We start from the raw sequence: 21262 nt of genomic DNA, 5'->3' as shown, positions 1-21262 counted from the left end.
TCCGAGCCGTGAACCTTGCGAGGCTGCCGGGCGGACGCGTTTGTGTCCGGCTGCGTGGGTACCCCGTACAGCACGCTGCCGACGTACGCGGTGGCGGAGGCGCTGATGGTTGGGAAAACAGCCTCAGCGCCGTCCCACTTCCGCAGGCAGGGTGCCGCTGCGAGCGCTCGCCATGTTTGGACCTCGGACACGCGGGGACCCGGAGAGACAGCCGAGCGGCCGGCCACGGTGGGGCCGGGCCGGGGAAGTGGGATTCAGGGGTCTTTCCTCGGCCCGGCCACGGGGATCACGCCGCGGCAGCGCCGCACACCTTCCCGTACCGAGTGCGACGGGCGCTACTCGGCGCCCCCGGCCGTCGTCGCACCGTCGGCAAGAGCCTCCGCGACGATCGCCATGTGCCCCACGATCGTCTCCACGCATGCGGCCTCGGCCATGGAGAACGAAGGTCGCGCCCCCGTCCGCAGCAGGGTCAGCACACCCCGCACCGGGGGCTCGCCGACCTGGGCGGAGAGTGGCACGGCCAGGAGCGAACCGACGTCGGCGCGTCCTGCCAGCGGAGCCCCGTTGTCGTCCACGCCCAGACGGTCGAGGTCGGCCGCCAGGCCGTCGAGCACGACCGAGCCCGTGCTCACGACGCCGACGACCACAGGGCAGCGCCGAGGGTCCTGCTGGACGATCGTTTTCTCCAGTCCCGGGTCGTCGTTCCCCTCGGGGCCGTGCACGGCACTGCGGGTCAGCTCTCCCTCGACAAGGAGATCGAGCACCGCCCAGTCGGCGATCCCGTCCCGGATCAGGCCGGTCACGGACCGCAGCACCTCGGCCGGATCGTGTGCGCGGCCTCCGAGGAGCACGCGGGTCGTCCGGTCCATCAGGTCCGTGAGTTCGGCCGCGCGGACCGCCACCCGCACCGTTGGTGTCGCCTCGGGCGGATGTCCGGTGGCCTGCGTGGAGGTCGGCCAGAGGGTCACCAATACCGCGGTTTCCGTATCGCCGGACGACAGCACCTCGGTGAGCGTCACGCGCACGAAGCTCCCCGTCCGTGACTGAAGGTGCACCGAGAGGCTGCGGCTACCCTCTCCTCTGGCGACAGCCGCGGTCTGGCTCCGCAGCGCGGGCCGGTCGCCGGGGCGCAGGATCCCGCTCAGCGGTCTGCCCGCCGCATAGCCGACGGGCAGACCGGTCAGGTCGGCGGCGGCAGCATTGATGCGCCGCATCACCGTTTCGCCGTCCACGAGGGCCACGGGCACCGGAATGTTTTCGAAGATAGCCTTGAAGAGCTGCTCGGCCCTGACACCGGTCGTCGCACCTCTGACGCGGGAGGCGAATTCCTCGTACGCCGGGCGCATGTCGTCGACCACGTGCTGCAATTCCAGAAGTGCCGCATCGAGCAGAACCGAACGTTCGGAGTCGGGGCGGGCGCGGGCTGCGCGCAGCTCCTCCACCCGGGCTGCGAAGTCCCGGAACTCGCTGCCGAAGTCCTCTGACTGGGTCATGAAGCGAAGCTAACGGATTCGGCCGGATTCGGGGCGCGCGGCAGGGGTGGTTCGTTCCGCGCGAAGGCGCGAAGGAGGGATCGGAAATGTCTCCGCCGATCGAGGTGAATACCGAATCCGCGTCCGCCGTGCGGCGGACCACACAATTGAGTCTGCGTGCGAGAGAATACGCACCGGCGTGCTGCGGAACCACCGTGACCCTGTGCGTCCCCGGCGGCGGACGCCGGACCGCGGCGACCCACCCCGACCTTGCGGTGCTGGCCCGGCTCCAGGAGACGACGGGCGCGGGTCCTGACTGCGACGCCTTCGCCCTCCACGAACCTGTGGCCTCCGCCGACCTGGTCGCGGACCCACGATGGCCGCGCTTCCGTTCCCGGGCCCTGGGAACGGGCCTTCGCGCCTGCCTGGCTCTTCCGGTCCGTGAACAGGGCATTGTCACGGCGGTCACCCTCTACGCGTTCCGGCCGAACGCGTTCCCTCCCTCGATCCGCCAGCCCCTCCGTGGGCTCGTCGAGGACTTCATCGACGGGCTGCTCCGTGATCACGCGTACGCGTCGACGAGGGCCGAAGTGCAGCAGTTGAAGAGGGCCGTGACGTCGCATGCCGTGATCGACCGCGCCAGCGGCATCGTGATGCGCGTCGTGGGCTGCGACGCCGATCAGGCGTTCGCGATACTGCGGGCCATTTCCCAGGGGACGAACCTCAAACTGAGCGAGATAGCAGAAGAAGTGGTCGAGGCGAACGGCCGAGGTCTCGCCCAGCACCTGCGGCTCATCAGGTACACGGCCCCCTCCTCCCGCCGCACCGGATCGCCGGCCCGCTGAGGGGGTGCAGGGACCGTCACGCGGCCGGCAGGAATGCATGACTACGGATATCGGGGGAACCGAGGACGTGGAATCGCCATGGATATGCAGCGTTCGGAAAGGTGACAGCTGATGACTGAGAACGACGTGAGCAAGCGGAACGTACTGGCCATCGTCACCAATTACGGTGTCGAGCAGGACGAACTCGTGGTGCCGGTCGAGCATCTTCGTGGATGGGGCGCCCAGGTCGACGTCGCCGCCGTGTCGATGGACGACATCGAGACGCTCGTCAGCGACAAGAATCCGGGGAAATCCATCCGGCCCGACCTCACTCTGGCCGACGCCGATCCGGCCCATTACGACCTGCTGCTCGTGCCCGGCGGCACGTTGAACGCGGACACGCTCCGGCTGCAGGGGCCCGCCACCGACATCGTCCGCGCCTTCACGGAAGCCGGGCGCCCCGTCGCGGCGATCTGCCACGGGCCATGGGCTCTCGTCGAAGCCGGTGTACTCGAAGGGAAGCGGCTCACCTCCTACTCCTCGCTGAAGACCGACATCCGCAACGCGGGAGGCGCCTGGACCGATGAGCCGGTCGTCACCGATGGCACCGGCGGCTGGAACCTCATCACCTCACGCAACCCCGGCGACCTGGAACCCTTCGTGCGCGAGATCGACGAGGCGCTCGCGGTGTAGGCGCCTTCGCCGCTCCGCATCGGCGTACGGTCGCGCGGCGTGCTGCCCCGAAGTGCCGGGGTCGCTCGGCCCGGTCTTCACCATGCTGTCGTGGCTGATCGTGATCTGCGTGGCCGTCGCTGTCGCTGTCGGGATCACCATGGGCGCCGTGCCGGCGCAGGAGACGTACCTGGCCGGCCGCCTCGGCACCGGTTCACCGCAGCGGATCGAGGAGACATCGGGTCGGCGGCCGGCCGCACCCACGGACCGGCGCCCGTAGGAGGTGCTCAGGAGTTGAGAATGCGGCCCTTCTGGACTTCGAACTCAGCTTCCGTGAGAACTCCCTGCGCCTTGAGTTCCCCGAGCTCCTTCAGCTGGTCGATCTTGCTCTCCATCGACGGCGCGGGCGCTTCGGCCGGCGGCGCGGCGGGAGGGGCGGCGTAGACACCCTGCTGGGCGGCTTGCGCGTTGTCCTGCTCGGCCCAGCGGCCGGCCTGACGTCGCGACACTCGATTGGAGACCGCGGTCGCCGTCCCGGCGACCGCAGCGGTACGGGCGATTCCACGAAGTAGACCAGGCATGGCATTCTTCCTTGCTCGCGGAGCGGCCCGGAGCGGTCGTCACGACAGCGTCCGGGCCCGGATGGGTGGCGGTCTCGCTTCGGACTCAGGCCTCGACCGCTTCGAGCGATGCCACGAGGTCCGGCACCGGAATCCGCCCACCGGCCACCAACTGGGCACCCGCGCGCCGTAGGGCGGCAGCGAAGGGTGCGGCCCAGGTGTTCTCGTAGACGATGACGCCTGCGGACGTCCCCGGCTCCAGTACGGCGGCTGCGTCCTGCAGGTCGTCCTCGCCGAGCAGGCCCGATGAGGCGCCTTCGAAGAGGGCCACGTCGAGTTCTCCGTCACCGTCCATGTCGGCGATCTCGATGCCCGTCACTGAACCGTCGCGTTCTTTTCTGACGAATCTCAGATCGAGAATCCGGATGATGCGCCGCTCCACCAGATCGAGAAGGAGCGGCAGACCCTCGCCGGTCATTCGGTTGCCCGGAAACTCGACGACCAAATAGTCGACAGGGCCCATATCGAAATCTTCGGCTGCGCTCATCGGGGCTCCTGGCCTCGTTCGGGTCTTCACACCAGCCTCACCATTGCAACACCGCGCGCCTTCCCATGCACCTCGGCTCACATCCGTCGGCGAATCGGGCCACTGCCCCGTCCGCACACTTCTGCTTGCCCGGTCGGGCGCCCGCACTTCGCGCCTCCGGCGCTTTCATGACTGTCTGGGTTCGGCAGACGCAACGACGCATCGTCCCGATCTCTCTGGCCCAGCCCGCCCGACGGGCGACGCTTCCCCGCCGCAGTGCCGTCTCGGCCGATGTGCGTTTCCCTGGAATGGGCAGGGCCGCCACGGCTTCCGCTCATCAACTCCGCGCGCGGCGGCAACGCCGCTGGGGAAGGTGCGAAATGAACCGGAAACCGGTGACGGTCACGCGAGAAGTACAGCTCTCCCCCCGGGAGCGAGCGGCCCGGGGCAAGGCGGCCCGTGCGCGCTCCTCGCGTTCCGCCCACGCGGATTTCACGCCGTCCCGGCATCGGCCGAACCCGGTGGACACCATCGAGAAACAGTCCGCGACGCGCGTACAGGAACTCGTTCCCCTCCGGTACGGGCGGATGGCGGAGTCGCCCTTCCGGTTCTACCGGGGTGCGGCCGCGATCATGGCGGGTGACTTGGCCACGACTCCGGATTCCGGTCTGCGGGCCCAACTGTGCGGTGACGCCCACATGCTCAATTTCCGCCTGCTGGCTTCTCCGGAGCGGAATCTGCTTTTCGATATCAACGACTTCGACGAGACGCTGCCGGGACCGTGGGAATGGGACGCGAAACGACTGGCTGCCAGCCTGGTGATCGCCGGCCGGGAGAACGGCTTCACGGAGCGACAGCGCGGCACGATCGTCCGCGCCACCGTGCGGTCGTACCGCGAACAGATGCGCAGATTCGCCGGGATGCGCACGATGGACGTGTGGTACGCCCGGTCCGACGCCGCGCAGTTGTCGGCGCTGGCGTCCGGGCGGCTGCACAAGCGTGGCCGTGAGAAGCTCGCCCGGTCCTTGGCGAAGGCGCGCACGCACGACAGCCTCCAGGCCTTCGGGAAGCTCACCGCCATGGTCGACGGCGAGCGTCGGATCGCGGCCTCGCCTCCCGTCATCACGCCGCTCGCCGATCTGCTGCCGGACGTGGAACGACGGGCGCTGGAGGAGAACGTACGCGGGCTCATCCGCCTGTACGGCACGAGTCTCCAGACCGACCGTCAGCACCTGCTCCAGCAGTTCACCCCGGTGGACTTCGCGCGCAAGGTGGTCGGTGTCGGCAGCGTCGGCACCCGGTGCTGGATCGTGCTGATGCTCGGCCGGGACGGTGGGGATCCGCTGTTCCTCCAGGCCAAGGAAGCGGACCAGTCCGTCCTCGCTCCGCACGTCGGGAACAGCCGGTTCGCCACACAGGGCGAGCGGGTGGTCGCGGGGCAGCGGTTGATGCAGGCCGCCAGCGACATCTTTCTGGGCTGGGAACGGACGCAGGGGATCGACGGCCGCGAACGGGACTTCTACGTACGCCAGTTGCGGGACTGGAAGTTCGTCGCCGAACCGTCCCTGATGGTTCCCCGCGGCATGCAGCTGTTCGGCGAACTGTGCGGGGCCACGCTCGCCCGCGCCCACGCCAGGTCGGGCGACCGTATCGCCATCGCCGCCTACCTCGGCAGGAGTGACGTCTTCGACCGCGCTCTGGCGACGTTCGCCGAGCGCTACGCCGACCAGAACGAGCGCGACCATCAGGCACTCCTCGACGCGATCAAGGGCAAGCGGGTCGCCGCTCGGGCGGACTGAGGAACCGATCGAGCACCGGCCGCGGGGCGAAGGCTGCGGACGGGCCGCACGGCCTCGGCGCGCAGAGCGGGCCGGGGTGCCGGATGGTAAGTGCAGGGGACTTCTGTTCGAGACATCGGAGCAGCTATGGACCGCTACCCTCCCATCGCCGAACACGGCCTGGTGGGCGATCTACAGACCGCTGCACTCGTGTCGTCCCAGGGTGTCGTCGACTGGTTCGCTGCTCCGAGGTTCGATTCGCCGAGCATCTTCGCCGCCCTGCTCGACCACGACCGGGGCGGGTACATGCGGCTGGCCCCCGACCACCCCGACGGAAGCTGCAAGCAGCTCTACTACCCCGACACGGCCGTCCTGGTGACGCGCTTCATGTCCCCGGACGGCGTGGGCGAAGTCGTCGACTTCATGCCGCCGGACCGGATCGGTGCAGTCACCGACCGCCACACCCTGGTGCGCGTGGTGCGCGCCGTGCGCGGGACGGTCGCCTTCACGCTCGAGTGCCGACCTCGTTTCGACTACGGCCGCGCGGAGCACTCGCTGGAGCTCGGAGAGAAGGACGGCCTTTTCAGCGCTCCGGGGATCGATGCCCATCTGCAGACCACCTTCCCACTGGAGCGCGATGGTCAGGACGTCCGGGGCACCGTGACCCTGAGCGCCGGTGAGGCCGCAGGCGCCGTGTTCACCGTCTGCGCCTCCGGCGGCCCGGCACCCGAACCGCTCACGGTCGACGGGCTCACCGCACAGGTCGAGGGGACCGTCCACTTCTGGCAGCAATGGCTGCGCCGGTCCCGCTACCGGGGCCGCTGGCCCGAGCTGGTGCACCGCTCGGTCATCACGCTCAAGCTCCTCACCTACGCGCCCACCGGCGCGCTGGTCGCGGCAGCCACCATGGGCCTGCCCGAGCAGATCGGCGGCGAGCGCAACTGGGACTACCGCTACACCTGGATTCGCGACGCCGCGCTGTCCGTGCGAGCCATGCTGGACCTCGGATTCGTCGAGGAGGCGACTGCCTTCGTCCACTGGCTGGTGGATCGGCTGCATCAGCGCGAGGGCAAGGAGGAAGAGCCGCTCCAGACGATGTACCGCGTCGACGGCGACCCCGACCTGGCGGAAGAGACCCTCGACCACTTCGAGGGATACCGCGGCTCCTCCCCCGTACGCATCGGCAACGGCGCAGCCGACCAGCTCCAGTTGGACATCTACGGTGAGGCCCTCTACGGACTGTCCCAGGGGCGTGCGGTCGCCCAGCAGGCCACGTACCGGGGATGGCAGGCTCTGGCGAGGACGCTGGACTGGTTCGCGAAGAACTGGGACCGGCCGGACGAGGGCATCTGGGAGACCCGCGGCGGACGCCGCGACTTCACCTACAGCAGGGTGATGGCCTGGGTCGCCTTCGACCAGGGGCTGAGTCTGGCCGAACGCTTCCGCAGGCCGGCGGACGTGGACGGATGGCGCAAGGCCAGGGACGCCATCCTCGAGCAGGTCATGGCGCGCGGCTGGAACGACAAGGAACGGGCCTTCGTGCAGCATTACGACAGCGACGTCCTGGACGCCTCGCTGCTGCTCATGCCGAGGGTGGAGTTCATCGCCCCGAAGGACCCGGTCTGGCTCTCCACACTCGACGCGATGGACCGCAGGCTCGTCTCCGACAGTCTCGTCTACCGCTACGACCCGGCGGCTTCGCCGGACGGCTTGCCCGGTTCGGAGGGCACGTTCAGTCTGTGCACCTTCCTGTACGTCGACGCGCTCGCCCGGGCGGGACGGGTGGCCCAGGCCCGCTACACGTTCCAGAAGATGCAGACCTACGCCAACCACGTCGGGCTGTTCGCCGAGGAGATCGGCCCGAGCGGGGAGCAGCTGGGCAACTTCCCCCAGGCGTTCACCCATCTGTCGCTCATCATGGCGGCGGTCACCCTGGACCAGGCCCTCGACGAGGAGCAAGGACACTGCCAGTGATCACCACCGTCCGTGCCGCCGCGCACCGGCACTCCCGCCGAGACGCAGGCGCGTGCCCGAGAGTGCGGTGACGGCTGTGCCGACCGGACCCACCCCGCGGGTCTGGCGTAACGCGGTGGACTCGGTGGGCTGACCGGAGCCTCATCCCATGGTGCAACCTTCGGGTTGCGTCTCATGTCTCAACGTGCAACCCTGAAGTTGCACCGATCGACGGCATGAACGACACGAAGGAGTCACGTCATGAGCGAGGACCGGATCGAGCGCGAAACCCTCATCGCCGCATCCCTGGACCGCGTCTGGTCCCTGGTGGCCGAACCGGGTTTCTGGGTGGCCGAAGAGGGGAGCCTGTCCGGAGCCGTGGCCAAGGAGGGCGAGTCCCTGGTGGCGAAGAACCCCGAGTACGGCGACTTCCCCGTACGCGTGGAGAAGGTCGAGCCGCAGACGTACCTGGCGTACCGCTGGGCCAGCGCGTTTCCCGGCGAAGAGCTGCGCGAGGACAACAGCACCCTCGTGGAGTTCACGCTGACCCCGGAGGGCGACCAGACGCGGCTGCGCGTCGTCGAGAGCGGGTTCGCGGCCCTGGCGGGCTCCGACGAGCTGCGGAACAAGGCCGTGAAGGACAACACAGGCGGCTGGCCGCAGGTGCTCGACGCCCTCAGGACACGCGCCGAAAAGCCGTCCGTGTGACGGACGAGCGGGGCTCGGAAGCGGTCGACAGCGTCCTCGCCGCCCTGGCCGACCCGACGCGACGCCGGCTGCTGGACCAGCTCGCCGCGCAGCGCGAGGCCACCGCGACGACGCTCGCCGAGCGACTCCCCGTTTCACGGCAGGCCGTGGTCAAGCATCTAGCCGTCCTCGACGCCGCCGGACTGGTCTCCGGCAGCCGTGTAGGGCGCGAGATGCGGTACACCGTGCGGCCCGCCGCTCTGGACGCGACCTCGCGGTGGATGGCCGCGCTCGCGACGGACTGGGACCGGCGGCTGGCGACCATCAAGCGCGTCGCCGAGACGGCGGAACAGGAGGAGAGGAACACGGACCGGTAACCGATCCCCGCTCGCGGCCCCGGATAGCCCAACCGGGGCCCGGCCCGGTACGGACGGCATGTCGCGGGCCCGCCCGGCAAGGCTCCACTTACTGTCTCCCGCACGGGCCGGGCCCGCGGGCGGCCGAAGAAGATCGCTGCCTCGCGGGCCACTTCGACGGCCTCCGTCCCGAGGGCAGCCATGCCACTCATGACGAAGCGATGGGGGAATGGCATGCCGGACGTCCAGCAGCCTCGACGGCGCGGAGTGGCCTGGCTGACGTGCGGCCCACGCACCAAGTGGCTGGTGGTGGCCCTGTGGCTGGTGGTCTTCGTCGTCGCCGCGCCCCTCGCCCAGAAGCTCACCGACGCGCAGGACAACGACGCCGCCTCCTGGCTGCCGAGCAGCGCCGAGTCCACCCAGGTGCTGGAGAGCTCGAAGGACTTCAGACCCGAGATCATCACGACGATCGTCGTGTACGCCCGTGAGGACGGCCTGACGCGGGAGGACCGTGTCCGGATCGCCGCGGACACGCGGCAGCTCAAGATGCTGCGGGCGGACGGCGTCAGGGGCGCGGAGACCCGGGGCCCCGTCTACAACAGGACGATCCCGCCCCAGGCGGCCCAGGTGTTCGTACCCATCACCATGGACGAGGAAGGGTGGGAGCGCATCGGGCCCGCCGTCGACTCCATCCGGGACATCGTGGGCACCGGCGGCGACGGTCTCGCTGTGCACATCACCGGGCCCGGCGGTGTCACGGCCGACTCCGCCGATGCCTTCTCGGGCATCGACTCGACCCTGCTGCTGGCCGCGCTCGCCGTGGTGATCGTGATGCTGCTGATCACCTATCGCAGCCCGACACTGCTCCTCCTGCCGGTGCTCGCGGTCGTTGCCGCACTCTTCAGCGCGCAGGCGCTCATCTATCTGCTCGCGACGCACGCGGGTCTGACCGTCAACGGGCAGAGCGCCGGCATCCTCACCGTGCTGGTCTTCGGCGCGGGGACGGACTATGCCCTGCTCCTGGTGGCCCGCTACCGGGAGGAGTTGCGCCGGCACGAGAACCGCCACGAGGCCATGGCCCGTGCGCTGCACCGGGCCGGGCCCGCGGTGCTGGCGAGCGGCGGCACGGTGGTGCTGGGCATGCTCGTGCTGCTGACCGCCGAGATGAACTCGACGAAGGGTCTGGGTCCCGTTGCCGCGATCGGCGTGGCCGTGGCCCTGCTCGCCATGGTCACCCTCCTCCCGGCGCTTCTGGTGATCTTCGGACGATGGGTCTTCTGGCCGGTCGTCCCGCACTTGGGCTCGCCCGAGCCCACCGAGCACGGCGTCTGGGCGCGGATGGGGGCGCGGATCGCCCTGCGTCCCCGCGCGGTCTGGGTGGGCACCGCCCTGGTGCTCGCCGTGCTCTCCCTGGGGCTGACGCAGCTGCGCGCCGCGGGGCTGAGCAACGCCGACTCCTTCACCGACAAGCCCGACTCGATCACCGGCCAGGAGGTCCAGGACCGCTACTTCCCTGCGGGCAGCGGCAATCCGCTGGTGGTCATCGCCGCCGCCGACCGGAACGCGGAGGTACGCATGGCGGTCGCGTCGACCCGTGGTGTGGTACCCGAATCCATCGGCGTACCCCCGGGTACGAAGCCGGTGCACGACGGCCAGGTGCTCTTCGAGGCGACCATGACCGATCCGGCGGACAGCGATGCGGCCAAGCAGACCGTGAAACGGGTCCGTGACGCGGTGCATGACGTGCCATACGCCGACGCCCAGGTGGGCGGTGGCACGGCGGCCCTGCTGGACATGGACACCGCCACGAGGCACGACAACATCCTGATCATCCCTCTGGTGCTGCTTGTGGTGCTGTGCATCCTCGCGCTGGTGCTGCGCGCGGTGGTGGCTCCGCTGCTGCTGATCGCGACGGTGGTGCTGTCCTTCGCCGCCGCACTGGGCGTCAGCGCGCTCGTCTTCCGGTACGTCTTCGACTACGCGGGCGAGTCGACGGACTTCCCGCTGTTCGTCTTCGTGTTCCTGGTCGCGCTCGGGATCGACTACAACATCTTCCTCTCCACCCGCATCCGCGAGGAAGCGTTGCATCAGGGCACCCGGGCCGGAGTGGTGACCGGGCTCGCGGCCACCGGAGCGGTGATCACCTCGGCGGGACTCGTCCTGGCGGGCACCTTCGCAGCCCTCGGAACCCTGCCGATCGTGGGTCTCGCGGAGATCGGATTCGCCGTGGCGCTGGGTGTACTGCTCGACACCTTCGTCGTACGGTCCGTACTGGTCACGTCCCTGTTCCTGGACATCGGCCCGAAGGTGTGGTGGCCGCACCGGCTCGCCCGCGAGGACGGTACAGCGACGAGTGGGCCCGGGACGCCGGCCACGGATTCCTAGATTCCGGGCACGTACGTCCTGCTCGCCGGCCGGCTGCCCGGTTCCCGTCGCAGCTGCCGTTGCCCCCTGCGCGTAGGCCCCGGAGGATTCACAGAGTGCCCGAAGTCACCGACCCCTTGCTGAATCTCGTCCGGCGGCACAACGAGCCGGTGGTCGTACAGACGGTCCGGTCGACCGTGGCTGCCGTGATCTCCTACGTCGTCGCCCTGATGCTGAGCAGTGAACCCGCGCCGCTCACCGCGCCACTGACCGCGCTGCTCGTCGTCCAGGTCACCCTCTACTCCACGCTCACCACGAGCATGCGCAGGGTGAACGCGGTGGTGGCCGGCGTGGTCATCGCCATCGGCTTCAGCTCGTTGGTGGGGCTGAGCTGGTGGAGCCTGGGCCTGATCATCCTCGCGTCCCTGGTGCTCGGCCGCTTCGTCCGGGCCGGTGAGTTCGTACCCGAAGTGGCGATCAGCGCGATGCTGGTGCTGGGCGTGACGCACGTGACCGAGACGGCCTGGGACCGGGTGCTCGAAACGCTCATCGGGGCGGTCGTGGGACTGCTGTTCAACGTCCTGTTCGCACCACCGGTGTGGGTGCAGCCGGCCAGCGAGGCCATCGAGCATCTCGCGGGCCGCATGCGGCGGTTGCTGCTCTGCCTCAGCGACGAGGTGGTCGGCCACACCACCGTGGCGGTGGCCGCCGACCGCTTGCACGAGGCCCGCCGGCTGGATCACGACATCGTCCAGGTGGACGCGTCGCTCCGGCAGGCGGAGGACAGCCTCCGGCTCAACCCCCGCGTCAAGGAAGGCATGCTCTTCCGGGTCGTCCTGCGGACCGGGCTGGACACCCTGGAGATCTGCGCGGTGGTGCTCCGCACCGCGTGCCGCACCCTGACCGATCTCGCCAAGGCCCGGACGGACGAGCCGCTCTTCCAGCCCGAGACCGGCGCCGCCCTTCAGGAACTCCTCACCCATATGGCCCGTGCGGTCGAGAGTTTCGCCGAACTCATCACCACACAGGTCAGTGCGAACGCCGACGCGGCGGAGGACCGGCTGGTCGAGGAGCTCTCCGCCAGCCGTGAGAGCAGGGAGACCGTCGCGTTCCTGCTGCTCGGAGGCGTACAGCAGCATCCACGCCAGTGGCAGTTGCACGGGGCGCTGCTGGCGGAGGTCGACCGGATTCTGGACGAGCTGGATGTGGAGAAGCGGTCGGCGCGACTGGTGGAGGAGCTGGACCGTCAGTCCCGTGAACAGCGGGAGAAATACCCGCTGGTGGACAAGCTCCGGGACCGGTTGCGCCTCGGTCGCTCGCGTCCGGACAGCGAAGACATGGCGGACGCGTCCGACGAGCACGACCGGGACTGACGCGGTGCCCGCCGTCCACCGGCCGGACCGTCAGAGGTTGTTGAGCTCGGCGACGAGGTCGGGATCACGCATGCCGGGCAGGGCATAGCCCTCCGTCTCGTCCCAGGGGACGTCGAGGTCGTCCGAGTGGACCCGCCACTCCGCTCCCGCGACGGCGCGCCGCAGTTCGGTCACCGAATCGAGCACACAGGCGATCAACGGCAGGAGCCGCCCCGGGTCGAGCGGCATCTTCGTGGACCCCGCCAGGATCTCGCCCGCGTCGCCCCTGTCCGGTGGATAGAGATACAGGGACTCCTCCTCTCCGCTGTACGGGAACGACGCCATGTGGGCGGCGACGATGCGCTCGACGGAGGCCGTCTCGGCCTCGGTCAGCGGCTGCTCGCGGCGCGCGCTGTAGTAGAGGGAAACACTCATGGCGCGAGCGTACGGCGAGGGTCTGACACTGCCGGCCGCCCTCCGGGGCCGCCCGCCACGTGAAGGCGCGGCGGCAGCTCCGTGGAGAGATCTCACGCAATTTGTTACCGGGGGTAGGCCCACGAGCCGCTCTTGTTGTACCTTCCGCCTGACAGCTTGCTAGACGCGGTGTCTAACAAGCGTGGTTGGCGCGTGGCAGCCATCGCTCCCATCAAGCGGGCACTCGGTGGGAGCGACACGGCGGCCGGCGTCGGGTCGACCTCTCGATTCAAGGAGCCGCAGCATGTCAAGCAGCACACTTCGGCCGGAGGAACAGGACCGGCTCCAGGAGCAGGACGTCGCACGGCGGCTGCTCGACTCGTCCGCGAAACTGTCGTACGACCCGGCCACCGAGGTGGACTGGGACACCCCGCTGGACAAGGACTTCCACGGTGCGAGCCCCGAGTGGAGCACGCTCTACGGAACGGCCTACTGGCAGGAACTGAGCGATGCCCAGCGCAAGGAGCTGACCCGCCAGGAGGCGGCGTCGGTGGCCAGCACCGGTATCTGGTTCGAAATGATTCTGCAGCAGATGGTGCTGCGCGACATCTACACCAAGGACCCGACCGACGCGGATTTCCAGTGGGCGCTCACGGAGATCGCCGACGAGTGCAGGCACTCCATCATGTTCGCCCGGGGCGCCGCGAAACTGGGGGCCCCCTCCTACAAGCCCCGCCGCGGCGTCGTCGAACTCGGCAGGGCCTTCAAGACACTTGCCTTCGGCGAGGCCGCGTACGCCGCGATCCTCGTCGCCGAGGAAGTCCTCGACGTCATGCAGCGCGACTGGATGCGCGACGAGCGGGTCGTGCCGTTCGTCCGCACGATCAACAACATCCATGTCGTGGAGGAATCCCGGCACATGAAGTTCGCCCGCGACCAGACCCGTAAGCGGCTCCGGCACGCGGGCCCGCTGCGCCGGCAGCTCAACGCGCTCGTGATCGCGATCGCCTCCTACTTCATCGTCACCAGCATGGTGAACCGGGGCGTCTACGCGAACGCCGGGCTCGACACGAAGCGCGCCCTCACCGAGGCGGCGGCGAACGAGCACCACAGGTCCCTGATGCGTTCCAGCTGTGCTGGCCTCATGGAGTTCCTGTCTTCGGCCCGCCTCCTCACCAAGCCGGCGCTGTTCTTCTACAAGCGCGCCAACCTCATCTGACCCGAGATCCGACCCGGAGCCGAGCCGACGCCATGACCTACGCCATCACCCAGACCTGCTGCAGCGATGCCACCTGTATCGCCGTGTGCCCGGTCAACTGCATCCATCCCACGCCGCAGGAGCGGGAGTTCGGTAGCACGGAGATGCTGTACATCGACCCGAAGACCTGCATCGACTGCGGTGCCTGTGCCGACGCCTGCCCGGTCGACGCGATCTTCCCGGTGGACAGCCTCCCCGACGCGCAGCAGGAGTACGCCGCCATCAACGCGGACTACTTCGCGGACGGCGAGCCCGAACCGGTCGGCGCGGGACCGAACTTCCATGCCTGGGGCGAGCCGAGTTTCGATCGCGGCGTGCCATCCGACTTCGCGCCGGTCCGCGTCGCGATCGTCGGCACCGGCCCGGCCGGTATGTACGCCGCAGAGGACCTGCTGCTGCACACCAATGCCGAAGTGACCCTGGTCGACCGGCTTCCGGTGGCCGGCGGCCTCATCCGGTACGGCGTCGCACCGGACCATCCCGCGACGAAGAAGGTCGGCGACACCTTCGCACGCTTCCACGCCCATCCCCGGGCGCGGATGGTCCTCGGCGTCGAGGTGGGCAAGGACATCACTACGCAGGAGCTCGCCGCGCATCACGACGCGGTCATCTACGCGGTGGGTGCCTCCAAGGACCGCCGGCTCGGCGTCGGGGGCGAGGACCTGCAGGGCAGCATCGCGGCCACCACTTTCGTCGCCTGGTACAACGCTCATCCCGAGGTCGCGGCGGACGCCGTCGACCTCTCGGGCGAGCGGGTGGTCGTGGTGGGCAACGGCAACGTCGCGGTCGATGTGGCACGTATCCTCGCCACGGACCCGGAGACGCTGGCCGGTACCGATATCGCCGACCACGCGCTCGCGGCCCTGCGGGCATCGAAGGTGCGCGAGGTGGTCCTGCTCGGCCGCCGCGGGCCCGAGGACGCCGCGTACACCGCTTCCGAACTGCTGGCCCTCAAGCACCTCCCTGGTGTGGAACTCGTCGTCGACGACCACGATCCGCGGACCGGTGCGACGATCGACAGCGCCTCGCCGAAGGGGAAGGCCGCGCTGCTGCGGGACGTGGCCCGAAGGACGGTCGACTGGTCGCCCACCCCCGACGCGGGACGCCGCATCGTCCTGCGTTTCCACTCCTCGACCGTGGAGGTGCTCGGCACGGACACCGTCCGGGCCGCTCGGGTGACGAGTGTTCCGGGCGACCTGGAGATACCGGCGGGCATGCTCCTGCGGGCCGTCGGATATCGCGGTGTGCCCGTGCCGGGCCTGCCCTTCGACGAGGCGACCACCACCGTCCCGCACGAGGGCGGCCGCGTGACGGGGCAGCCCGGAACGTATGTCGTCGGCTGGATCAAGCGCGGGCCCTCGGGCGGCATCGGGGCCAACCGCACCTGTGCGGCGGAGACCGTCAGCATGCTCCTCGCCGATGCCGTCGCCGGCGCCCTGCCCGCACCGGCCCTGACAGCGACATCGTTCCGCCGCCTCGTCCGGAGCCGCACCCGCCAACTGATCGACGCCCGCGGCCTGGCCGCCATCGACCGGGCCGAGCTGGCGCGCGGCCGGGGCCAGGGCCGGACACGCGCCAAACTCGGCACGGTGCCCGAACTGGTGGCGGCGGCGAAGGGCAACCGCTGGGTGAAGCGCTGAGCGGTGCGCACGGACAAGGGCCAGGGACCGGACGCGCCGGGCCGCCGGGCCGAGAGGCCCGGATCACCTAGACTCGGCGGATGGCGAAGTACTTCGACGTGCACCCCGAGAATCCTCAGCGGCGCACCATCAGCAACGTGGCCGACAGCATCCGCTCCGGCGCGCTCGTCGCGTATCCGACGGATTCGTGTTACGCGCTGGGGTGTCAGCTGGGCAGCCGTGACGGCATCGGCCGAATCCGGTCGATCCGCAATCTCGACGACCGGCATCACTTCACCCTCGTCTGCGAGAACTTCGCCCAGCTGGGCCAGTTCGTGCAGGTCGACAACGACGTGTTCCGCGCCATCAAGGCGGCGACACCCGGCAGTTACACCTTCATCCTCCCGGCGACGAAGGAGGTGCCGCGCCAGCTGATGCACCCGAAGAAGAAGACGGTCGGCGTGCGTATTCCGGACCATGCCGTCGTCCAGGCGCTGCTCGCGGAGCTCGGTGAGCCCATCCTGTCCAGCACCCTGCTCCTGCCGGACGAGGAGGAGGCACTGACCCAGGGCTGGGAGATCAAGGAGCGGCTCGACCATGTGGTGGATGTCGTGGTCGACTCGGGTGACTGCGGCACCGAGCCGACCACGGTCATCGACTTCTCCGGCGGTGAACCGGAGATCGTACGCAGGGGAGCAGGCGACCCCTCGCGGTTCGAGTAGCCACAACCGCTAGGGCCCCTTCGTTTGGCTCAGGCCGGATCAGGGAGCGGGGTCTGGTGCGCGCAGCTGCAAGGCGGAGGATTCAGGCATGGCGAATGGGGCGTCCCCTGCTCGAGCGGAGCCGAGAGCTCGGAGAACATGGTGATTGACGACAACGCAGGAGGGGGTCCAGCCGAGAGCTTGGGGAGCGCGTGCCAGACCCCGCGAGCCCGGGCCTGATCCAAACGAGAGGCCTAGCTCCGCAGGTGCCCCAGCACCGTGCGTACCGCGTGCTCCACGGCTTCGCGCGCCTCGTCGGTGTGGTCGATCGATTCGAACGAGTGGTGGCCCGAGGGCACGTCGATCACTTCGATGTTCGCGTCGCACTCCTTGGCGGCGGTCAGGAACTCCTCGACCGTCGCCATGATCTCCGGTCGTTCGAGGCCGACCCGGGTCAGCACGATCGGCAACCCGCCCGCGCCGCGAACCGTCGCCGCAGGCCGGAACCGGGGATCGACGAGCGTCCAGTTGGGCAGCGGCTCGAGCACGGGGTAGGACGCCGCCACGCACCGCAGCCACGGCGGGGGCGCCGCGAGCCAGTCGGCTGACAGTATGCCGCTGCCGGAGAAGTACCAGAGCGCCACGCGTTCCCCGTCGACGCGCGGATCGGCGCGTACGAGCTCGACCGCGTCGGCGACGTCCCGAGCCGCTCGGCCGTAGTCGGTGAAGTCGTGGAGCCGGTGGTCGAGCGTCACTCCGATCCCACCCAGATTCGCCACGTACTGCCCGTAGCCGACGAATGTCGGCCAGTCCCGCGGGGTCGGCCGCGCACCGGCGGGAAGCGGGCCGCCGTGCACGAACACCACAGCGGGGCGCGGGCCGTCACCGTCGGGCAGGTGGAGGTCGACCTCTCCCACCCGCTCGCGGGGCCGCTCCGGTACGTCCATGAGGAACGGCCGCAGATGGACGGGTTGCTCCTTCACGCTCGCGGCGAGACGGTGTCCTTCTCCCGCGGCGGCCCGGACCAGCACCTCGGCCAGTTCGCCGGGGACGGAGAGCATCGGCCAGTGCCCGGTGCCGAGTTCGAAGAACGTCACGCGGGGGTCGGTGAGCGCCTGGAAGCGCGAGTCCCCGAAACCCACCACGGACTCGACCAGTTGGATGCTCGACCCGTTGGCGGTGCACAGGACACCGGTCAGCGGCAGCTCCGCGACCGCGACCGCGTCGGACAGCCGGAGCGGCTGGGTGAGCGTGCCCACCGGCTGTGGCGCGGCGCAGCGGGCCAGTTTCGCCAGTCCCTCCGCGTCGATGCCCTCGACACTCCCCCAGCGCTGCCACGCGTCGAGCGGGGGCGGGGCGATCAACCCGTCGTCCTCAGCCGCCCCCGAAGGGTCCACCAACCGGTCGCGGAGTTCCTGGTCGGGTACGAGGCCGAGTGCCGGGTCGCCGTCCTGGGGCAGTCCCCCGTCAACGTTGACGATTCGGGCAACGCGCTCCGGGCGCCGGCCGGCGGCGCCGAGCACGGGGTACAGGCCGTAGGCGTGGCCGACGAGCACCACCTCCGGGGTGTCCACCTGGTCGATCAGCCGCACCACATCCCGGATGTGCGTCTCCAGGTCCGTGCCGGGTCCCGCCGGAGGTCCGGATTCTCCCATGCCGGTGAGCGTCACCGGATAGGCGTCGGCGCCCGACTCCCGTAGCCCTGCGGCCACTTCCTGCCAGATCCAGCCGCCGGTGAAGGTGCCCGACACCAGGATGAATGCCGTCATGTACGTCTCCTCGCACGCTGTGGTCCGTGGGGCCTGCCGCGTGGGCCGCCCACCCTCGCCGGTACCGTAGTAACTCCCCCTGAGGGAGGTTCAAGAGTTGTCCCCTGACGGCATGTGGAGCATCGGAGAGCTCGCCGAGCACGCGGGCGTGTCCGTCAAGACCGTCCGCTTCTACTCGGACCGGGGTCTGCTGCCGGAGTCTGCCCGCAGCAGCGGCGGCCACCGCAGATATGGACCCGGTGCGGTCGACCGGCTCCGCCTCATCCGCTCCCTGCGCACGCTCGATCTGCCCGTTCCGGAGGTGAGCCGGGTCCTCGACGAGGAGGACGCGCTGGAGGACGTGATCGCGGGACAGTTGAGGGAACTCGGTTCGCGGCTGGCCGCCCTGCGCTGGCGGGAGGCCGCGCTCCAACTGCTGCAGGACTGCACTCCGCAGGAACGTGCCGAACGGCTCCGGCTGATCGGTGCCGTGCCGATCCCGCCCGACACCACCGAGCTCGCCCGCTTCTGGCGACGCTGGCTGCCCCCGCGGCTGCCCGCGTCGCTGGTCTCCGCGGTCGTCGATCAGGCGATCCCGCAGCCACCCACCGATCCGACCCCGGCCCAGGTGCTGGCCTTCGCCCGGCTGTTCGCCTTCGTATCCGGCGTGTGCGTCGCTGCCGCGCACTGCCAGCCGGCAGCGCACCGGACCGACAAGGGCTACCGTCCGGCCGTGCTCTACGAAGGTCTCAGTGAGGCGTACGCCCTGGCGTCGCCGGAGCTCAGGGCCCGACGGCCAGGACGCGAGGGCGAGGCGCTCGACTGCTTCGTATCCGCCTACGCCCGCTCACACGGCACGCGCGACACTCCCGGCTTCCGTCGCGGGCTCGCCGGGGTGCTCGCGGAGGATCCCCGTATCGACCGCTACTGGCAACTCGTCGCCGAGCTGACCGGCCCGTCGCAGCCGACGGCCGGCGCCGCCCACGACTGGCTTCTCGACGCCCTGGACGCTCAGACCGGACGGGCCGGGAGTGCGCCCTCGACGTCGAAGGACACCTGATCCACGTAGCACCACCACCAGCTCTCCCCCTTCTCGAAGGAGCGGATGAGCGGGTGGCCGCTTGCGGCGAAGTGGGCGGTGGCGTGCTTGTTCTTCGAGGAGTCGCAGCATCCGACGTGTCCGCAGCTCTGGCACTCCCGCAGATGCACCCAGGTGTCGCCCTGCGCCACGCACTCCGGGCAGGAGTCCGGGCTGTCGGGGGTCACGGGCCGCACGTCGTCGAGGTGCCGACAGATCCGGAACGTCTCGGCGTCCTTCATCGTCCGTACTCCTTCGCTTCGCTCGCGCAGCGGTCGCACTTGCCGGGCACGGCAGCGGACCGGCACATCGACAACCCTCCCACCCGGCCGCCGCATGTCAAACGGAACCGGAGCCCACCCGTCCGATACGGGTTTCCTCGGCCCCCGCGGGCTCGGCGCTGCGCGGGGCCGGCACACGGACTCCGTCCGGCGCGGTCCGCTCGCGGCGGACGAGCAGCGTGCCGATCACGCAGGCGACACCCACCAGGGCGAAGCCGTAGAGCGGGGTGCTCCCCGTGGGGTGCGTCTCGTACACGAGCGCTGCCGACAGCACGGCGACCGCTGTGCCGGCGCGGCTGTGGCCGGCGGTGGCGGCAACGACCGCCGTCCCCCACAGCAGGTACCAGGGCTGCACCATCGGCGAGAGCGCGACCAGGGCGAGGAGGGCGAGACCGAGGGCGTGCACCGGTTCCACACGGCCGCGAAGGGCGCGCCATGCCAGGTGGAGGATCAGTGCGACCGCGGCCGCGAGGCCCAGCGTCTGGACGACGGACTTGACCGTGGTCGGATCGGTGCCGATGACCAGGTGCAGCAGGTGGCCGAGGCCGAGCCCGATGTCGCTGGTCGCCGACAGTGCGGTGTGGATGGTGCCGGCGACGCTCTGTGTTCCCAGCCAGCCGAAGCCCGTACCGGCGAGGAGGGTGGCCGCGACGGCCACCGCCACTGCGACAAGACCGGGCGCCAGCAAGCCCTTCGCCAGCCGGCGCATGTACGGGCCGGTGGCCGCCCTGGTCACGAGTACGCCGATGAACAACAGCGCGACGGCCGCCGGGGACTTGACCATCATGGCGAGCCCCACGAGCACACTGCCGGTGATCCAGCGGCCCCGTAGGGCGAGGACCACACCGGCCAGCATGAGCCCGATCATCAGCCCGTCGTTGTGCATGCCACCGATCACATGCATGAGCAGCAGCGGATTGAGCGCCCCGAGCCAGAGAGCGGCGCTCTCGCTTCTGCCGTGCTCGCGCGCGAGGTGCCGCAGCGCCCACACGATCAGCACGAGCGCACCCACGGCGACGAGTCGCATGCCGAGGACTGCGGGCACGATCGTCCCGCCCGTCAGCCAGGTCACGCCACGAGCGAGCACGAGGAAGAACGGTCCGTACGGCGCCGGGGTGTCCGTCCAGTGCCCTCCGACGCTCGCGGCGGCGTCGCCGCCGAGCCCGCCCGGGTCGAGGACCGAGGGCCCCACGACATAGACGTCGTGCCCTTCGATGACCATGGCACCCTGGGCGATGTAGCTGTACACGTCGGCGCTGTAGAGCGGCGGTGCCAGCAGCATCGGGGCCGTCCACCAGGCGAGGGTGACGAGCGTCTCGCGTACCGAGGCCCCCGCCCGGCCGTACTGCCACCAGGCGACGACGAGCAGGGTCAGTCCGGCGTATGCCAGGACAGCGGCCGACGTGGTCGGCACGGACCCGTGCGGCACCCACAGTCCCCAGGGGTCGCGGGCCGGCAGCTTTCCGGCGGCCCAGCCGCCCAGGACGACCGCGAGGGAGCCGACCGTGCCGAGCCGACGGTATGCGACAGCGCTCATTGCCCACATGACCGGCCAACCTATCGAACGGGTGAACGAGTTCCCAGTGGGGACCGTTCGGCCGGGTACTCGGAGATCAGGC

General features: G+C 69.8%; 20 protein-coding genes. 13 read left to right on the top strand and 7 right to left on the bottom strand.

Annotated elements, in window-relative coordinates; all coding sequences use genetic code 11:
* Positions 1–335 precede the first annotated feature (335 nt).
* Positions 336–1493 carry a PAS domain-containing protein gene (locus ACFT7S_RS27760; protein WP_382736435.1) on the bottom strand — a complete coding sequence of 386 codons (1158 nt, stop codon included), beginning with the start codon at positions 1491–1493 and terminating at the stop codon, positions 336–338.
* 86 nt (positions 1494–1579) lie between these two features.
* Here ACFT7S_RS27760 and ACFT7S_RS27755 point away from each other — a divergent pair, with 86 nt between their 5' ends.
* The 3 genes from ACFT7S_RS27755 to ACFT7S_RS27745 all read left to right on the top strand — a co-directional run bounded on the left by ACFT7S_RS27755 (position 1580) and on the right by ACFT7S_RS27745 (position 3248).
* Positions 1580–2317 carry an ANTAR domain-containing response regulator gene (locus tag ACFT7S_RS27755; protein WP_382736433.1) on the top strand — a complete coding sequence of 246 codons (738 nt, stop codon included), beginning with the start codon at positions 1580–1582 and terminating at the stop codon, positions 2315–2317.
* Between the two features lie 111 nt (positions 2318–2428).
* On the top strand, positions 2429–2989 hold the full coding sequence (locus ACFT7S_RS27750) for a DJ-1/PfpI/YhbO family deglycase/protease (RefSeq protein WP_382736431.1): 561 nt from the start codon (positions 2429–2431) through the stop codon (positions 2987–2989).
* Between the two features lie 52 nt (positions 2990–3041).
* Entirely contained in the window at positions 3042–3248 is a 207-nt protein-coding gene (locus ACFT7S_RS27745) for a hypothetical protein (RefSeq protein WP_382736429.1), read from the top strand.
* A gap of 7 nt (positions 3249–3255) precedes the next feature.
* Here the strand turns inward: ACFT7S_RS27745 and ACFT7S_RS27740 are convergent, their stop codons facing one another.
* Together ACFT7S_RS27740 and ACFT7S_RS27735 are read right to left on the bottom strand one after the other, a co-directional pair.
* Entirely contained in the window at positions 3256–3549 is a 294-nt protein-coding gene (locus tag ACFT7S_RS27740) for an SHOCT domain-containing protein (RefSeq protein WP_382736428.1), read from the bottom strand.
* A gap of 85 nt (positions 3550–3634) precedes the next feature.
* A complete protein-coding gene (locus ACFT7S_RS27735) occupies positions 3635–4075 on the bottom strand; it encodes a DUF6325 family protein (RefSeq protein ID WP_382736426.1) in 441 nt (146 codons plus the stop codon).
* A 359-nt stretch (positions 4076–4434) separates the two neighbouring features.
* On the opposite strand from ACFT7S_RS27735, the gene ACFT7S_RS27730 reads away from it, so the two are divergent.
* The 6 genes from ACFT7S_RS27730 to ACFT7S_RS27705 all read left to right on the top strand — a co-directional run bounded on the left by ACFT7S_RS27730 (position 4435) and on the right by ACFT7S_RS27705 (position 12565).
* Entirely contained in the window at positions 4435–5853 is a 1419-nt protein-coding gene (locus ACFT7S_RS27730; protein ID WP_382736424.1) for a DUF2252 domain-containing protein, read from the top strand.
* A gap of 126 nt (positions 5854–5979) precedes the next feature.
* On the top strand, positions 5980–7806 hold the full coding sequence (locus ACFT7S_RS27725) for a glycoside hydrolase family 15 protein (RefSeq protein WP_382736422.1): 1827 nt from the start codon (positions 5980–5982) through the stop codon (positions 7804–7806).
* Between the two features lie 240 nt (positions 7807–8046).
* Positions 8047–8493, top strand: coding sequence for an SRPBCC domain-containing protein (locus tag ACFT7S_RS27720; protein ID WP_382736420.1), 447 nt, complete (start codon positions 8047–8049; stop codon positions 8491–8493).
* Positions 8490–8849 (top strand): ArsR/SmtB family transcription factor, encoded by a 360-nt coding sequence (locus tag ACFT7S_RS27715; RefSeq protein WP_382736418.1) that lies wholly within the window; start codon positions 8490–8492, stop codon positions 8847–8849. The genes ACFT7S_RS27720 and ACFT7S_RS27715 overlap by 4 nt, the downstream gene beginning before the upstream one ends.
* A 213-nt stretch (positions 8850–9062) precedes the next feature.
* On the top strand, positions 9063–11213 hold the full coding sequence (locus ACFT7S_RS27710; protein ID WP_382736416.1) for an MMPL family transporter: 2151 nt from the start codon (positions 9063–9065) through the stop codon (positions 11211–11213).
* Positions 11214–11308: 95 nt separating this feature from the next.
* Positions 11309–12565, top strand: coding sequence for an aromatic acid exporter family protein (locus tag ACFT7S_RS27705; protein WP_382736414.1), 1257 nt, complete (start codon positions 11309–11311; stop codon positions 12563–12565).
* A gap of 30 nt (positions 12566–12595) precedes the next feature.
* Here ACFT7S_RS27705 and ACFT7S_RS27700 read toward each other — a convergent pair whose 3' ends face one another.
* Positions 12596–12979: a hypothetical protein gene (locus tag ACFT7S_RS27700; RefSeq protein WP_382736412.1), complete on the bottom strand. Its 384-nt coding sequence runs from the start codon at positions 12977–12979 to the stop codon at positions 12596–12598.
* Between the two features lie 283 nt (positions 12980–13262).
* Here ACFT7S_RS27700 and ACFT7S_RS27695 point away from each other — a divergent pair, with 283 nt between their 5' ends.
* The 3 genes from ACFT7S_RS27695 (at position 13263) to ACFT7S_RS27685 (ending at position 16557) form a co-directional block, all read left to right on the top strand.
* Positions 13263–14177, top strand: a complete 915-nt coding sequence (locus ACFT7S_RS27695) for a diiron oxygenase (protein ID WP_382736410.1) — start codon at positions 13263–13265, stop codon at positions 14175–14177.
* 32 nt (positions 14178–14209) lie between these two features.
* A complete protein-coding gene (locus ACFT7S_RS27690) occupies positions 14210–15856 on the top strand; it encodes an FAD-dependent oxidoreductase (protein WP_382736408.1) in 1647 nt (548 codons plus the stop codon).
* 80 nt (positions 15857–15936) lie between these two features.
* Complete coding sequence (locus tag ACFT7S_RS27685; protein ID WP_382736407.1) at positions 15937–16557, top strand: L-threonylcarbamoyladenylate synthase; 621 nt, start codon at positions 15937–15939, stop codon at positions 16555–16557.
* Between the two features lie 233 nt (positions 16558–16790).
* On the opposite strand, the gene ACFT7S_RS27680 is transcribed toward ACFT7S_RS27685, so the two are convergent.
* Entirely contained in the window at positions 16791–18305 is a 1515-nt protein-coding gene (locus ACFT7S_RS27680) for an alpha/beta fold hydrolase (protein WP_382736405.1), read from the bottom strand.
* 112 nt (positions 18306–18417) lie between these two features.
* Between ACFT7S_RS27680 and ACFT7S_RS27675 the strand changes: the two genes are divergently transcribed.
* A complete protein-coding gene (locus ACFT7S_RS27675; protein WP_382736403.1) occupies positions 18418–19344 on the top strand; it encodes a MerR family transcriptional regulator in 927 nt (308 codons plus the stop codon).
* Here the strand turns inward: ACFT7S_RS27675 and ACFT7S_RS27670 are convergent.
* Entirely contained in the window at positions 19296–19604 is a 309-nt protein-coding gene (locus ACFT7S_RS27670; RefSeq protein WP_382736401.1) for a UBP-type zinc finger domain-containing protein, read from the bottom strand. The genes ACFT7S_RS27675 and ACFT7S_RS27670 overlap by 49 nt on opposite strands.
* 97 nt (positions 19605–19701) lie before the next feature.
* On the bottom strand, positions 19702–21189 hold the full coding sequence (gene mptB / locus ACFT7S_RS27665) for a polyprenol phosphomannose-dependent alpha 1,6 mannosyltransferase MptB (protein ID WP_382736399.1): 1488 nt from the start codon (positions 21187–21189) through the stop codon (positions 19702–19704).
* Positions 21190–21262: the final 73 nt, after the last annotated feature.

Source organism: Streptomyces sp. NPDC057136 (assembly GCF_042670885.1).
GTDB lineage: Bacteria > Actinomycetota > Actinomycetes > Streptomycetales > Streptomycetaceae > Streptomyces.
The sequence above is the reverse complement of the archived record's forward strand: the minus strand, read 5'-3'. Positions and strand labels throughout refer to the sequence as shown.

Excerpts from the sequence above, each read along its gene's own strand:
- ACFT7S_RS27760 (WP_382736435.1), bottom strand. The coding sequence starts at position 1,493 with ATGACCCAGTCAGAGGACTTCGGCAGCGAGTTCCGGGACTTCGCAGCC.
- ACFT7S_RS27755 (WP_382736433.1), top strand. The coding sequence starts at position 1,580 with ATGTCTCCGCCGATCGAGGTGAATACCGAATCCGCGTCCGCCGTGCGG.
- ACFT7S_RS27750 (WP_382736431.1), top strand. The coding sequence starts at position 2,429 with ATGACTGAGAACGACGTGAGCAAGCGGAACGTACTGGCCATCGTCACC.
- ACFT7S_RS27740 (WP_382736428.1), bottom strand. The coding sequence starts at position 3,549 with ATGCCTGGTCTACTTCGTGGAATCGCCCGTACCGCTGCGGTCGCCGGG.
- ACFT7S_RS27735 (WP_382736426.1), bottom strand. The coding sequence starts at position 4,075 with ATGAGCGCAGCCGAAGATTTCGATATGGGCCCTGTCGACTATTTGGTC.
- ACFT7S_RS27730 (WP_382736424.1), top strand. The coding sequence starts at position 4,435 with ATGAACCGGAAACCGGTGACGGTCACGCGAGAAGTACAGCTCTCCCCC.
- ACFT7S_RS27725 (WP_382736422.1), top strand. The coding sequence starts at position 5,980 with ATGGACCGCTACCCTCCCATCGCCGAACACGGCCTGGTGGGCGATCTA.
- ACFT7S_RS27720 (WP_382736420.1), top strand. The coding sequence starts at position 8,047 with ATGAGCGAGGACCGGATCGAGCGCGAAACCCTCATCGCCGCATCCCTG.
- ACFT7S_RS27710 (WP_382736416.1), top strand. The coding sequence starts at position 9,063 with ATGCCGGACGTCCAGCAGCCTCGACGGCGCGGAGTGGCCTGGCTGACG.
- ACFT7S_RS27700 (WP_382736412.1), bottom strand. The coding sequence starts at position 12,979 with ATGAGTGTTTCCCTCTACTACAGCGCGCGCCGCGAGCAGCCGCTGACC.
- ACFT7S_RS27695 (WP_382736410.1), top strand. The coding sequence starts at position 13,263 with ATGTCAAGCAGCACACTTCGGCCGGAGGAACAGGACCGGCTCCAGGAG.
- ACFT7S_RS27690 (WP_382736408.1), top strand. The coding sequence starts at position 14,210 with ATGACCTACGCCATCACCCAGACCTGCTGCAGCGATGCCACCTGTATC.
- ACFT7S_RS27685 (WP_382736407.1), top strand. The coding sequence starts at position 15,937 with ATGGCGAAGTACTTCGACGTGCACCCCGAGAATCCTCAGCGGCGCACC.
- ACFT7S_RS27680 (WP_382736405.1), bottom strand. The coding sequence starts at position 18,305 with ATGACGGCATTCATCCTGGTGTCGGGCACCTTCACCGGCGGCTGGATC.
- ACFT7S_RS27675 (WP_382736403.1), top strand. The coding sequence starts at position 18,418 with ATGTGGAGCATCGGAGAGCTCGCCGAGCACGCGGGCGTGTCCGTCAAG.
- ACFT7S_RS27670 (WP_382736401.1), bottom strand. The coding sequence starts at position 19,604 with ATGAAGGACGCCGAGACGTTCCGGATCTGTCGGCACCTCGACGACGTG.
- mptB (WP_382736399.1), bottom strand. The coding sequence starts at position 21,189 with ATGTGGGCAATGAGCGCTGTCGCATACCGTCGGCTCGGCACGGTCGGC.